This window comes from Actinocorallia aurea (assembly GCF_054783995.1).
Map to the genome: position 1 here is coordinate 1,016,227 of NZ_BAAGPQ010000002.1, position 12,623 is coordinate 1,028,849.

12 protein-coding genes are annotated in these 12,623 nt (G+C 72.3%); 9 read left to right on the forward strand and 3 right to left on the reverse strand.

The features are described 5' to 3' along the window. The first annotated feature begins 47 nt into the window (after positions 1–47). The 4 genes from ACYVOM_RS04895 (at position 48) to ACYVOM_RS04910 (ending at position 3,615) form a co-directional block, all read left to right on the forward strand. Positions 48–674: a GNAT family N-acetyltransferase gene (locus ACYVOM_RS04895; RefSeq protein ID WP_460301993.1), complete on the forward strand. Its 627-nt coding sequence runs from the start codon at positions 48–50 to the stop codon at positions 672–674. A 236-nt stretch (positions 675–910) separates the two neighbouring features. Beyond that, positions 911–1,582 carry a hypothetical protein gene (locus ACYVOM_RS04900; RefSeq protein WP_460301994.1) on the forward strand — a complete coding sequence of 224 codons (672 nt, stop codon included), beginning with the start codon at positions 911–913 and terminating at the stop codon, positions 1,580–1,582. A gap of 23 nt (positions 1,583–1,605) precedes the next feature. Beyond that, positions 1,606–2,277 carry a hypothetical protein gene (locus ACYVOM_RS04905; protein ID WP_460301995.1) on the forward strand — a complete coding sequence of 224 codons (672 nt, stop codon included), beginning with the start codon at positions 1,606–1,608 and terminating at the stop codon, positions 2,275–2,277. 129 nt (positions 2,278–2,406) lie between these two features. Continuing rightward, a complete protein-coding gene (locus ACYVOM_RS04910) occupies positions 2,407–3,615 on the forward strand; it encodes a cytochrome P450 (RefSeq protein ID WP_460301996.1) in 1,209 nt (402 codons plus the stop codon). Between the two features lie 41 nt (positions 3,616–3,656). On the opposite strand, the gene ACYVOM_RS04915 is transcribed toward ACYVOM_RS04910, so the two are convergent. Further along, complete coding sequence (locus tag ACYVOM_RS04915) at positions 3,657–4,355, reverse strand: helix-turn-helix transcriptional regulator (protein ID WP_460301997.1); 699 nt, start codon at positions 4,353–4,355, stop codon at positions 3,657–3,659. 51 nt (positions 4,356–4,406) lie between these two features. Here ACYVOM_RS04915 and ACYVOM_RS04920 point away from each other — a divergent pair, with 51 nt between their 5' ends. Next, positions 4,407–5,129: an alpha/beta fold hydrolase gene (locus ACYVOM_RS04920; protein WP_460301998.1), complete on the forward strand. Its 723-nt coding sequence runs from the start codon at positions 4,407–4,409 to the stop codon at positions 5,127–5,129. A 445-nt stretch (positions 5,130–5,574) separates the two neighbouring features. Then, entirely contained in the window at positions 5,575–6,909 is a 1,335-nt protein-coding gene (locus ACYVOM_RS04925; protein ID WP_460301999.1) for an NAD(P)/FAD-dependent oxidoreductase, read from the forward strand. A gap of 130 nt (positions 6,910–7,039) precedes the next feature. Here ACYVOM_RS04925 and ACYVOM_RS04930 read toward each other — a convergent pair whose 3' ends face one another. After that, complete coding sequence (locus ACYVOM_RS04930) at positions 7,040–7,531, reverse strand: hypothetical protein (protein ID WP_460302000.1); 492 nt, start codon at positions 7,529–7,531, stop codon at positions 7,040–7,042. A 236-nt stretch (positions 7,532–7,767) separates the two neighbouring features. Beyond that, positions 7,768–8,523, reverse strand: a complete 756-nt coding sequence (locus ACYVOM_RS04935) for an SDR family oxidoreductase (protein ID WP_460302001.1) — start codon at positions 8,521–8,523, stop codon at positions 7,768–7,770. Positions 8,524–9,227: 704 nt separating this feature from the next. Between ACYVOM_RS04935 and ACYVOM_RS04940 the strand changes: the two genes are divergently transcribed. The 3 genes from ACYVOM_RS04940 to ACYVOM_RS04950 all read left to right on the forward strand — a co-directional run bounded on the left by ACYVOM_RS04940 (position 9,228) and on the right by ACYVOM_RS04950 (position 12,610). Continuing rightward, complete coding sequence (locus ACYVOM_RS04940; RefSeq protein ID WP_460302002.1) at positions 9,228–10,706, forward strand: aldehyde dehydrogenase family protein; 1,479 nt, start codon at positions 9,228–9,230, stop codon at positions 10,704–10,706. Between the two features lie 72 nt (positions 10,707–10,778). Beyond that, on the forward strand, positions 10,779–12,212 hold the full coding sequence (locus tag ACYVOM_RS04945) for an FUSC family protein (RefSeq protein ID WP_460302003.1): 1,434 nt from the start codon (positions 10,779–10,781) through the stop codon (positions 12,210–12,212). A gap of 71 nt (positions 12,213–12,283) precedes the next feature. After that, positions 12,284–12,610 carry a nuclear transport factor 2 family protein gene (locus ACYVOM_RS04950; RefSeq protein WP_460302004.1) on the forward strand — a complete coding sequence of 109 codons (327 nt, stop codon included), beginning with the start codon at positions 12,284–12,286 and terminating at the stop codon, positions 12,608–12,610. Positions 12,611–12,623 lie beyond the last annotated feature (13 nt).

Sequence of the window (12,623 nt, forward strand, 5' to 3'; positions counted from 1 at the left end):
GGCCGCGCGGAACCGTTCCGCGCGGCTCAGGCATGTGCGACGGAGCCATGACCCACGACGAATTGATCATCCGTTCTGCGACGGAGCAGGACATCCCGGCCATCATCGAGCTCATCGACCGCAGGGCGGCGTGGCTGCGCACGATGGGCACCGACCAGTGGGCGCGGCCCTGGCCGGATGAGGAGGGCAGGGCGCTCCGCATCCGGGACGGCCTGAAGCTGGGCAAGACCTTCGTCGTCACCGGAGACGGGGCGGCGCTCGTGGCGACGGTGTCGATCACCCGGTGCCGCAACGGACTCCTGTGGAAGGACGATCCCGCTGACGCGGTGTACCTGCACCGCCTCGTGGTCGACCGGTCCATCGCCGGACGGAAGCTCGGCAGCCACCTCATCCACTGGGCCGGCGCCGCCTACCTGGGCGCCGGGCGGATCCGCATCGACGTCTGGAGCGACAACCCCGGGCTGCACGCCTACTACCGGGACATCCACTTCGACTTCGTGGACACCGACGAGACCGGCGCCCCCGTCCCCGCGCTCACCAAGGAGGAGTGGCCTTCAGGCGTGCTGCTGGAGAGGTCCGTGGAGCCTTATCTGTCCTGGCCCGACTCCGAGCACTTCACCCCGGTCGGCGACGACCTCGTCGCGGAGCACGCCCGGGACTGGCGGAAGCACTAGCCGGCCGCCCCGGGGCCCGAGGACCCCGGGGCGCACCCCGGGTAATCGGGTCCTCACAATGATCTGTTCATAGGTGCACGGGGACTTTGTCTGTTATTGGTATGCGAGGTTTGACCACCGCTTGGTCAGGCAACAAGAACATTCAGATGTAGGTACAACTTGACATCACGAATGTTCGGGGCGGTTGACCCCTCCGGCGGGGACCTTCCGGAGGTGCAGTGAAGGGCCGATGCCGTATGAGCGCCGACGGAGTCCAAGGAGTCGCAGCCGTCCCGCCGCACCCCCTGATCCCGGAGCCGGAGAGCGACTACCTCCAGCTGGCGGCGCTCTCCTGCACCTCGCCCGGCATCCGGGCCGGCGACGACCAGACGACCCGCGGCGTCCGCGCCCGGCTCCGAACCATCCTCGCCGCGGCGTTCGCGGACAGCGGCCTCCCCTTCGACGTCCACGACCGGGCCTTCCTACGCGACCGCGGCGACGTCCTGCTCTTCCTGCTCCCCACCGGGGTGCCCAGCCCCGTCGTGTACGACGTGTTCGCCACGGGGGTGCGCAGCCGCGTCCGCGCCTTCAACCACCGGGGCGGCGCACGCTTCGCGAGCGAGGACGCCCAGATGGAGGTGCGGGTGGCCCAGCACTTCGGCCGCGTCCACTTCGACGGCCTCGGCGTCTTCGGCCAGAGCATCGACGTCCTGCTCGCACTGCTCACCGTGGGCGCCCCCGGCGAGTACATGCACCTGCTGTCGGACCGGTACTACCAGGATCTGCGCAGCGCGACCCTCGTCGATCCCGACGACCATGAGGAGATCACCGCGATAGGCCCGGACATGGCGCCGCACCACGCCTGGCTGCGCGTCCCCGAGCCCCGCCCCTCCGTCGGCGCCGCCCGCACCGCCCTCCACACCGCCTGAACCGGCCTCCCAAGGAGGAAGCCATGCACGAGGACGAACCCCGACCCCGCCTCCCCTGGACCGACGTCGACGTCATCGGGCTCCTCCCCGACGGCTGGGCGACCCAGATGACCGGCCTCGCCACCCGCTCCGCGGACATCCGCCGCTACCCCCTCACCCCGCACCTCACCCGGGAGAGTCCGTCCTTCGAAGGAGGCGTCCACCGCGGCAGGGTGCGGGCCGACGCCGTGGAGCGGGACCTGCCCTGGCTGCTGGAGCTGTACCGCGGGGCCTTCCGCGGCCTCGCCGAGGAGATCGCGGGCGAACCCGTCCAGGCCGCGCGGGACCCGCGCTACCGCGTGGTGCTCAACGTCATGTCCTCACCGGACATGCGCTTCGAGTGCCACGTCGACTCCAACCCGCTGACCGGCCTGCTGTTCTGCACCGCCCACCCGCCGGGCACCGGAGGCGAGTTCGCGATCGCCCACGACGCCGACGCCCGCGGACCCGCCGGAATCGACCGGAACTGCACCGCCCTGAACCCCAGGGCAGGCCGCCTCGTCTTCTTCGACGGCCGCCGCAACCCCCACTACGCCCGCGCTCTCCACGCCCCCGGCCTCCGCGTCACCGCGGTCATGAACTACTACACGGCCTCCGCCCCCGAGGAGACGACCCGGCCCCCGGGCCTCAACACCCACCTGTTCGGCCACGAGTGACAGAACCGCCGTGCCGAAGGACGCACACGCACTGCTCGGGAACACGGGAGCGGTCCCGCAGGAGCGTGCCAGGACCCGTGGGCGCCGCAGCGGCTTGAACCGAGCGGTTGCTTGTGTGAGGGTCGCGGGATGGATCTGACGGATCTCGATCTGTTCGCGAGTGGGTTTCCGCACGGGGTGTTCGATGAGCTGCGGGGCGGGCCCGTCGTGTGGCATGAGGCCACGGGGCACACGCCGGACGGGGAGGGGTTCTGGGTCGTCTCCCGGTACGCCGACGTGCTGGCCGCCGCGAGCGGGCCAAAGGTGTTCTCGTCCGAGGGGGGTGGGGGGCGGGGCGGGGGCGGGACGTTGATCGAGGATCTGCCGGCGGGGTTCGCGGCGGGGGTGCTGCTCAACATGATGGACGGGTCCCGGCACGCGCGGTTCCGGCGGCTGCTCACGCCGGGTCTCTCCGCGCGGGCCTTGCGGGTGCTCAGGGAGGACCTCCTGGCGCGGGCGGACAGCGTCGTCGAGGCGGCCGTGGAGAAGGGCGCGTGCGATCTCGTCGTGGACGTCGCCGCGGAGCTTCCGCTACAGGCCGTCGCCCACCTTCTCGGCGTCCCGCAGGAGGACCGCCACCGGCTCCTCGCCTGGGCGAACGCGACCCTCGACCACACCGACCGCGACCTCGGCGAGTCCACCGAGCGCACCCGCGCCGCGGCCGCGGAGATGTCCGCCTACAGCACGGAACTCCTCGCCCGCAAACGCGCCGAACCGGGCGACGACCTGCTGTCCGCGGCCGTCCACGGCAGCGTCGACGGCGCGCCCCTGACGGAACTGGAGCAGCAGATGCTGTTCCACCTGCTCATCGCGGCGGGCAGCGAGACCACCCGCAACACCTTCGCCCTCGGCGTCCAGGCCCTCATCGACCACCCGTCCGCCTGGCACGCCCTCAAGGCCGACCCCTCCCTCCTGCCCTCCGCCATCGAGGAGATCCTCCGCTGGACCTCCACGACCCCCTACAACCGCCGTACCGCGACCCGCGAGACCACGCTGGGCGGCGCCGCGATCTCCCCCGGAGACAAGGTGACCCTCTGGTGGGCGTCAGCCAACCGCGACCCTTCCGTCTTCCCCGATCCGCACACCTTCGACATCACCCGCACCCCCAACCCCCACCTCGCCTTCGGCCGCGGCCCCCACTTCTGCCTGGGCGCCCCCCTGGCCCGCCTGGAACTCCACGCCCTCCTCACCTCCCTCCTCACCCGCACCTCCACCCTCACCCCCACCGCCCCACCCACCTACACCCGCAGCAACAAACACACCGGCCTCCGCCACCTCCCCCTCCACCTCACCCGCTGACCGAACCCGTCGGCGACCCGGCGGCGGCGGACGAGCCGGTCCTACGGGCGGGGGGTGACAGGGCGCGCGGTCGGTGGGGGTGGGCCGATGTCTTCGATGGGGATGTCGGACGCGGTGTCGGCGGTGAGGGCCGCGTACCGGATGCGGTCGAGCCGGAACCAGCGGAGGCCGTCGCGGAGGCGGCAGTGGGCGACGAGATACCAGCGTCCCTCAGCGCAGGCGAGCAGCTGCGGGTCTACCCTGCGCGAGGTCAGGTTCTCGTTCGTGTCGCGGTAGCCCAACGCGAGGACACGGCGCTGCTGGAGGGCCTGCTCGACGGGGCCGAGCACCGCCGACGCGTCGAGTCGATCGGCGTCGTCGACCCAGATGCGGCCCGCGAGGCGCTCGGTCTGGAGGCGGGTGCGCTCATCCATGACCGCCAGCAGCTTCGTCAATGCCGCCCTGCCGTGACGTGCGAACGGCTGACCCCGGCAGACGACCAGCGCGGCGGCGAGGGCCGAGGCTTCGGCGGCGGTGATGTTGACCGGCGGCAGGGTGGCCGAGGCGTCGACGACGTACCCCCCGGAGGGGCCGGGCCTGGCCCACACGGGGAAGCCGCCATGTTGCAGGGTGGAGATGTCCCGTTTGATCGTGCGGACGCTGACCTCGAACTCGTTCGCCAACCAGGCCGCGGTTCGCCCGGCCGACCCCACACGACGCAGTTCCTCACGTATGGCGTAGAGGCGGTCTGTGCGATTCATGCGTTGAATGGTGACATAGGGGTGTCATCCTGCCGGTGTTCGATGGACTCCATGAGCGAGAAGAACGTGTCCCCACTGATCCTCGTGCCCGGTCTGTGGCTGGGCGGCTGGGCGTGGGATGAGGTGTCCGATCACTTGTCCGGGGACGGCGTTCCGGCGCAGGCGGTCACGTTGCCGGGGTTGGACTCGCCCGCGACGCCGCGCGCCGGCATTCGCCTGGCCGATCACATCGCGGCGGTCGTCACGGCGATCCGCGCCGCCGGGGAACCCGTGGTGCTGGTCGCGCACAGTGGCGCGGGAATGCTCGCGACGGCCGCGCTGGACGAGGTTCCGGGAATGGTGCGGCGGGTCGTGTACGTGGACAGCGGCCCCGTCTCGGACGGGGCCGTCGCCCGGCCGGAACTCGACCCGGAGACCTTGGAGGTGCCGCTCCCCCCGACGGCGCAGTTGGCAGCCGCCGGAGTGAGCCTCGACGGGTTGGGCGAGGAGGCGTTGCGGCGTTTCCAGGACCGGGCGATCCCGCACCCCGCCGGACCGCTCCGTGAGCCGGTCCGGTTGTCCGACCCCGCACGCCATCAGGTGCCTGCGACCCTCGTGTGCTGCTCGTTCCCCAGCACTACCGTGCGCGAAATGGTGGGGTCGGAGGTCGGCATGTTCGCCCCGCTGGCGGACTTGGCCGACGTCCATTACCTCGACCTGCCGACCGGACATTGGCCCATGTGGTCCCGGCCCGCCGCACTGGCCGACCTCCTGGCGGAGGCCGCTCACGGATGAAGTGATCACCGCAGCTCAGAAGCGGAACCGACATCGCCAGACCTCAACGGCCTCTGAAGTTACCCAGCCCCTCTGAAAACGACGGAAACTATCGATGATCATTTTCCGGGTGGGTCGCGGGTTGGGGCGAGTCCGGATGCGGCTGCCCCTCCTGGGCAGTTGCGCGGACTGCGGGCGCGGCGACAGTGTGCGGTCGGTGGGATGGGCTGGCCCTGGCTGTTGGGAACAGCTGCTGCTCTGATCCCAGGGCCATCCCACGGGGGCCTGGAGGACAGGCAGTCGTGTGATCACCGGGTACCAGCGTCCATCCTGGCAGGGATCCCGTTCGCGTGAGGTGAGTCGCGGTGCTCAGTCGGATGACCGAAGCCCGTCCGGTCTGCCGGAACGCAGGCTGGGCGGCAGGGCTGCGGCGAGCGGTCCCGGAGCCGAGGCGAGGGAGCGGGCGATGGGTGGACCGGGTGGACGGGCGAAGGTGCTCGTGGTGGGAGGGGGGTTCGCGGGGGTGGCTTGCGCGTGGCGGCTGGAGCGGTTGCTGCGGCCGGACGAGGCCGAGTTGTCGGTCATCGCGCCGCACGACTATGACTTGTACCTGCCGCTGTTGCCGCAGGTGGCGGCGGGGGTGCTGACGCCGCAGTCGGTTGCGGTGTCGCTGCGGCGGATCCTGCGCCGGACCCGGATCGTGCCGGGCACCGCCACCGGGGTGGACACGAGTGCGCGGACGGTCGCCGTCCGGCTGATCACCGGGGAGGCAACGACGGAGCCTTATGACGTGGTGGTGCTGGCGGCCGGGAGTGTCACGCGGGCGTTCGCGATCCCCGGTGTGTCCGCGCAGGCGCACGGCATGAAGACGCTGGCCGAGGCGGTGGCGTTGCGCGACCACGTCCTGGCCCAGCTCGACCTGGCCGCCGCCACCGGCGACCCGGCGGAGCGCGACGCCCGTCTCCGCTTCGTCGTGGTCGGCGGCGGATACGCGGGCACCGAGACGGCCGCCCACCTCCAGCGTCTGACGTCCGCGGCCGCCCGCCGCTACCCGGGCCTGGCCGACGAGCTCGTCGAGTGGCATCTGGTTGACCTGGCGCCCAGGCTCATGCCCGAGCTGGGCGAGCGCCTGGGCCATCGGGCGCAGGAGCTGCTGCGGCGCCGCGGCGTGCTGATCTCGCTCGGCACGAGCGTGACGGCCGCTGACGCGGAGTCCGTCACGCTCACCGACGGGCGGCGGCTGCCGACCCGCACGCTCATCTGGACGGCCGGAGTCGCGCCCAGCTCGCTGGTCGGCACGCTGGGGGCCGGTCCGGGTCGGCTCGCCGTCGCCGCGGACCTGACCGTGCCCGGCCTCCCCGGCGTCCTGGCGTGTGGTGACGCGGCTGCGGTGCCCGACCTCGCGACGGGCGGCGACGCCGTCTGCCCGCCCACCGCCCAGCACGCCCACCGCCAGGGCCGGGCGGCCGCCGTCAACGTTACCGCTCTGCTGCGCGGCCGGCCCCTGCGCCCCTACCGGCACCGCGACCTCGGCCTGGTCGTGGATCTGGGCGGTCCGCAGGCCGTCGCGCGGCCGCTCGGCATCCCGCTGAACGGGCCCGTCGCGCAGCTCGTCACCCGCGGCTACCATCTGCTGGCCCTGCCCACAGCCGCGGCCAGGGCCCGGGTCGCGGCGAACTGGGCGCTGCACGCCGTCGCGGGCGACGACTTCGTCCGTACCGGCCTGCTGGACGGCCGCCCCACCACGCTGCACGCCCTCGAACCCGATGATGGCCACCTGCCGTTGGAGAAGACCGCCTGACCGTGGCTGGCCGGTGCTCTCGCCAGCGGCGCGCATCATCGGAGAGCGCGCAGCGGCGGTACAGGAAGCGGAAACGGTCAGACGGCTGCGCCGAGCTGGACAAACGAGACTGCCGTACAGCTGCTGGCGCTCAGGTTGCCTCATCGGTTGGTTCGGAGGCTGGGGCGGGTGTCGGGATCACCGCGTCGGGCTGGGGGTCGTCGCGGTGGTGTTCTTGGGCGAGGAAGTCGCCGAGCCCGTCGCCGCTGGCCTTGCACGGTTTGCGGCGCTCGACCTGCCGGCGGGCCATCTCCAGCGGGACGGTCACCGGGTCGATCAGCTCGACGCCCAGCTCCGCAGCCTGTGCGACGAACCGGTCCTCGATGGTGGCCCGTGCCGCACGCAGCTCCTCGGCCGAGCGATGGAGCGTCTCAGCGGCCGCCGGATACTTGTCGGCCAGACGCTCCACCGCGGCGATGTCGGTGTCGACGGCGCGTTGCCGTTCCCCGATCGATTCCAGCAGCGATACCCACGGGATCAGCACGGTGATCCCCCAGTCGGCGGCGCCGTGGCACAGGATCGTCCACAGCGGCCGGTCGAACGGGGCGGCGATGACGGCGTTGGCGTCCAGGAGCACGAGCACTCCGGCATTGTCCTGCCACGTGATCCTGCACGTCCCGGATTCCGCCCCAGCATCGAAAGGGCCGCCCGCAGCCGGATACCGATGCCCACCGGCAGGGCCGGGAACCGGCGCGGCCGCCGTAGGCCGGTCCCTGTGCGGGTGCATTCGAGCGGCAGCGGAATCCGCGGGGCACGCTGCTGACGGCTGGTCAGGCGCTAGGTGCTCGAGGGCCGCCCCGAGCACCTGGCGAGTGGCGGCTATCGGGTGGAGAAGCCGCCGTTGAGGAAGACGGTCTGGCCGTTCAGCCAGGCTCCGTCGGTGAGCAGGAACCGCACCCACGGGACGATGTCCTGGACCCTGGTGAGGCGGCCGTAGGGCGTCTGGTTGCTGGAGTACTCCTCCTCGCCGGGTGCGGCGGCGTCCCAGAAGAACGAGGTCTCCATCGGGCCGGGCGCCAGGTTGTTGACCGATACGTTCCGGCCCGCCAGTTCCTTGGACAGGGCGCGGGTGAAGTGCTCCACCGGGGCCTTGCTGCCGGCGTAGACGGAGTACCGGCCGGTGTAGGCGGCCAGCAGGGACGACACGAAGTTGACGATCCGGCCGCCCTCGTCGATCCGCTTGGCCGTCTCGGCCATGACGAAGAACGCGGCCTTGGCGTTGACGGCGAAGTGGGCGTCGTATTCGGCCTCGGTCACCTCGGTCATCGGGGCGCCCTTGGCCAGGCCGGCGGTGTTGACGGTGGCGTAGATCCCGCCGAACCGGTCTACCACGGTGTCGAGCACGCGGCGGATCTCCGGCACGGACGTCAGGTCGGCCTCGATCGCGAACGCGCCCCCGCCGGCCGCCACGCACGCGGCCACGGTCTCCTCCGCGAGATCCTTGTCGGACCGGCTGTGGAAGTGGACGGCGACGTTCGCCCCGGCGGCGGCCAGCTCACGGGAGACCGCCCCGCCGAGGTTCTTCGCTCCGCCCGTGACCAGCACGGTCTTTCCGGTCAGCGCATTGTCGGGCATGGTCGTGTCCTTTCCTGGTGTTCCTGGACACCGCCATCGTTGCCCGACCTGACAGGCCCGAGCATCGGTCACGTGACTGGGCCGTGATTCCGGGTCACAGCGCTGCCGCACACCCCACAAACCACTCCTGACCAGCCTAAGAACCGGCCCTTGCCTGCCGTTGACCCAAAGCGTCCCGCCGCCGGAAGGCGGGGATGGCCGGCGCAGCCCGGCTCGGCGGAGCAGGCGACGGTCCGCCTCGACCACGCGCGCGGGCGCCACCGCCTTCGGCCCGCGGGAACCGAGCCGGGGAAGGTTCGCCACCCCATCCGATGCCGACCGAGGGCGGGGATGGCGCGAGCCATGGCCGCGCCGAGCCCTTTTGGTGGAGGATCCGCCAGATTCCGCGCCGGAGCACGTGCACGTTCGCGGTCTCCGGACAGCCCGGCGCTGCGCAACCCATGGACGAAGGGCGTTCTCGCCCTCTCACAAGGCGGCCGGCCGCGAAGATCCCTGCGCCGACCCGCCGGCGGCCGCCCGGCTGGGGTCACCGGGACCTGGCATAGCTGAGTCATTTGACCCATGTGTCGGGGCGCGTGCGAGAGCCAGGATCGACCTATCCGGAATCGGACGATCGCTGCTGGTCACCGCCTTGGTGCGGGTGGCGTGCGGGTGATCCGGTTCGCAGAGTGCGGCCACGTTGCGTGGCCTGAAGGGAGTCTGTCGTGACTGTGGCAACGGTCAGTTTCACCTCGCGTGGCCTGTTGGTGGGCGGGAAGGAGATCCCGGCGGCCTCGGGGCGGGTCGCGGACACCGTGAATCCCGTTTCGGGGCAGGTCGTGGTGCGGGTTCCGGCGGCGGGCCCGGAGGATGTGACGGTGGCGGTGAACGCCGCGCAGGAGGCGTTCGCGGGCTGGGCGGCGACGGCGCCGTCCACGCGGCGGGCGCTGCTGGAGCGGGCCGCGACCGTGATGGAGCGGAGGGCGCCGGAGTTCGCGGAGATCATGCGGGCCGAGACCGGCGGCACCGTCACGTGGGCGGGGTTCAACATCAAGATGTCAGCGGATCTGATCCGGCAGGCGGCGAGCATGGCGACCCGGCCGGCCGGGTCGGTGCTGGCCAGCGACGTGCCGGGTGAATGGTCGCTGGCGGTACGGGAGCCCGCCGGCGTCGTCGCGGCGTTCGTCCCGTGGAACGGGCCGCTGATCCTGTGCACCCGCGCGATCGCCGTCGCCCTGGCCACCGGCAACCCGGTCGTCATCCGTCCGAGCGAGGCCGCGCCGATCACCTCCGGCTACTTCCTGGCCGACGTGCTCGCAGAGGCCGGCCTGCCCGACGGGGTCGTGAACGTGGTCACCAACGACCGTGCGGACGCGCCCGCGGTGGTGGAGGCGCTGATCGCCGACCCGCGGGTCCGGCGGGTGAACTTCACGGGGTCGACGGCGGTCGGCCGGATCGTGGGCAGGCTGGCGGGCGATCACCTCAAGCCCGCGATCCTGGAACTGGGCGGCAAGAACCCGATCGTCGTGCTGGACGACGCCGACTTCGGCTACGCGGCGGCCGGGATCACGTTCGCGAAGTTCCTGAACTCCGGGCAGATCTGCCTGTCGGTCGACCGCGTCATCGTCCAGGACGGCATCGCTGACGCGTTCGTCGACGCGTTCGTCGCCAAGGCCAGGACGCTGCGGCACGGCGACCCGGCCGATGAGGGCACCCTGGTCGGCCCGATGATCAGCGAGCGGGCCGCGCAGCGGGTCGCCGACCTCGTCGCCGACGCCGTCGCCAAGGGCGCCCGTGTCCTGCTGGGCGGCGGGCCCGCCCAGGGTGCCTACTACCCGGCGACGATCCTGGACCGTGTCGTTCCCGGGATGCGGATCTACCGGGAGGAGGTGTTCGGGCCGGTCGCCACGATCTACCGGGTCGCCACCGACGACGAGGCGGTCACCCTGGCCAACGACACCGAGTACGGCCTGTCCAGCGCCGTCTACACCGAGAACGGCGGCCGTGGCCTGGCCGTGGCGCGGCGGCTGCGGCACGGGAACGTGCACGTCAACGACCACTCGGTCGCCGACGAGCCGCAGGCCCCGGTGGGCGGGGTCAAGGACAGCGGGTTCGGGCACTTCGGCAGCGACTGGGGTGTGGAGTTCTTCACCGAGACCCGCTGGATCACCCTCGCCGACCATCACGCCACTTACCCGATCTGACCCTGTTTCCCGACCGCGTGCGACGGCCCGGCTCCGGCCGGCCGTCGCACGCCCGGACCTCAAGGCCGCGCTATGCCGGACGTCCTCTCCGAACTGTTCACCCTGCACCCGGCTCCTCCGCGCTACCGCAGCGCGGCGATCGCCGGAGTGTGCACCGCCGTCCCGGTCCTCCTCGGAACCGCCTTCCACCAGGCAGGTCTGGGGCTGGTCGCCTCGACCGGTGCGCTCGCCGCCCTGTACGGGGGGCACGGCACCGCCCGGCAGGACGCGACGGCCGTCGCCGGCGCCGGCACGGCCTTGGCCGCCGGGATGGCGGCCGGAAGTTCCATGGCCGGGCAGACCTGGCCGGCCGTTGCCGGCACCGCCCTGTTCACCTGCCTGGTGACCGCGGTCTTCGCGCTGGTGCACGCCCGCCCGCCGGGGATCGTGATGCCGGTGCTGGTGTGCTCGGTCGGCACCGGCCTGCCCGCCGGAGACACGGTGCCGCGCACCGCCGCCGTCGCGGTCGTCGCCGGCTGCGCCGCGGTGCTGACCGGGGCGGCGGCGTGGTCGCGGGATCACCGAAGCCCGCCCGTCGCCGCGTCCGTGCGGGTTCGGGACGCGTGGGGTGAGCTTGTGGAGTTCGCGCGATCGCCGGTCCCGTTGACGGCGGTGCGGGCCGCGACCGCGGTGGGCCTGGCGGGGTCGGTGTCGCTGCTGTGCCAGATCGGCCGCCCGTACTGGGCGATGGCCGCCGCGGGCGCGATCCTGGGGCGCGGCAGCCACGCCGCGGGAGCGAACGCCCGCGCGCTGTCGCGCGGCGCGGGAACCGCGGCCGGGTGCCTGCTCGCCGGAGGGCTGGCCGCGCTGCACCCGCACGGGGTGGTGCTGGCGGTGCTGCTGGCCGCGCTCACCTGGGTGACCGAGCTGATCGTCATCCGGAACTACGCGCTGGCGATGGTGTTCGTCACCCCGCTGGCGGTGCTGCTCGCCACCGCAGCGGCCGCCCCGCAGGCCTCGGTCACCGAGGTGACGGCCGACCGGCTGGCGGAGACCGTCCTGGGCTGCCTGGGCGCCGTCGCGGTCGGGCAGCTCGTCACCCGCCACTGGGCCGTGGCGCAGCGGCGGCACGCTATCGCGGCCGTGCTGCGGCGGACCGCGGAACTGCTGGAACGCGCGGACGGGAACCTGTGGCGGCTCCGCTACGCCCGCACCCGCCTGGCGCTGGTCACCGAGCGCACCGCAGGCGAACGGCGGAGCATCCGCGCCGCCGCCGCCGGACTGGACCCCGTGGCGGCCGCCGCGCACCAGCTCGCCGAGCAGGCCATGACCGGTGCCCTCACCGACCGTGAAGCGGCACCGGACATGCTGCGGACACTGGCGGGGTTTCTGGACGCCGACCGTGCCCGCAGCGAGGATCAGCCTCTCGCGCGGCTGCCCGAGCCGTTGTCCGACCTGGGCAGGGCGGTGCAGGTGTGGCTCACCGCCACCACCGCGCCCGCGGCCCTCTCCGACCCGGCGCCGTGACCGATGCCCGGGGCAGCACACGTCCTCACAGCGCCGTACATGACCCGATTCGATGATGTTCAGGAGTTCTCATGACCAGCACCGTTCTTCCCGCTCCCGTCCAACGCGCCGTTGACGCGGCCAACGCCGGCGACACCGATGCCTTCCTGGCCTGCTTCACCCCCGAGGGGGCCGTCGACGACTGGGGGCGCGTCTTCCGAGGCGGCCAGGCCATCCGCCGGTGGAGCGACGGAGAGTTCATCGGCGTGTCCGTCAGCCTCACCGTGACCGGTGCCCGCATCTCCGGCGACACCACCACCATCACCGCCCAAGTCGGCGGAGACGGCTTCAACGGCCCCTCCTACTTCGCGTTCACCCTCGACGGCCAGCACATCACCCTGATGCGCATCACCGGCTGAGACCCGCCAGGCG

Coding starts and splice junctions, on each gene's coding strand:
- ACYVOM_RS04915 (WP_460301997.1), bottom strand. CDS start 4,355: ATGAATCGCACAGACCGCCTCTACGCCATACGTGAGGAACTGCGTCGT.
- ACYVOM_RS04910 (WP_460301996.1), top strand. CDS start 2,407: ATGGATCTGACGGATCTCGATCTGTTCGCGAGTGGGTTTCCGCACGGG.
- ACYVOM_RS04920 (WP_460301998.1), top strand. CDS start 4,407: ATGAGCGAGAAGAACGTGTCCCCACTGATCCTCGTGCCCGGTCTGTGG.
- ACYVOM_RS04925 (WP_460301999.1), top strand. CDS start 5,575: ATGGGTGGACCGGGTGGACGGGCGAAGGTGCTCGTGGTGGGAGGGGGG.
- ACYVOM_RS04900 (WP_460301994.1), top strand. CDS start 911: ATGAGCGCCGACGGAGTCCAAGGAGTCGCAGCCGTCCCGCCGCACCCC.
- ACYVOM_RS04935 (WP_460302001.1), bottom strand. CDS start 8,523: ATGCCCGACAATGCGCTGACCGGAAAGACCGTGCTGGTCACGGGCGGA.
- ACYVOM_RS04895 (WP_460301993.1), top strand. CDS start 48: ATGACCCACGACGAATTGATCATCCGTTCTGCGACGGAGCAGGACATC.
- ACYVOM_RS04950 (WP_460302004.1), top strand. CDS start 12,284: ATGACCAGCACCGTTCTTCCCGCTCCCGTCCAACGCGCCGTTGACGCG.
- ACYVOM_RS04945 (WP_460302003.1), top strand. CDS start 10,779: ATGCCGGACGTCCTCTCCGAACTGTTCACCCTGCACCCGGCTCCTCCG.
- ACYVOM_RS04905 (WP_460301995.1), top strand. CDS start 1,606: ATGCACGAGGACGAACCCCGACCCCGCCTCCCCTGGACCGACGTCGAC.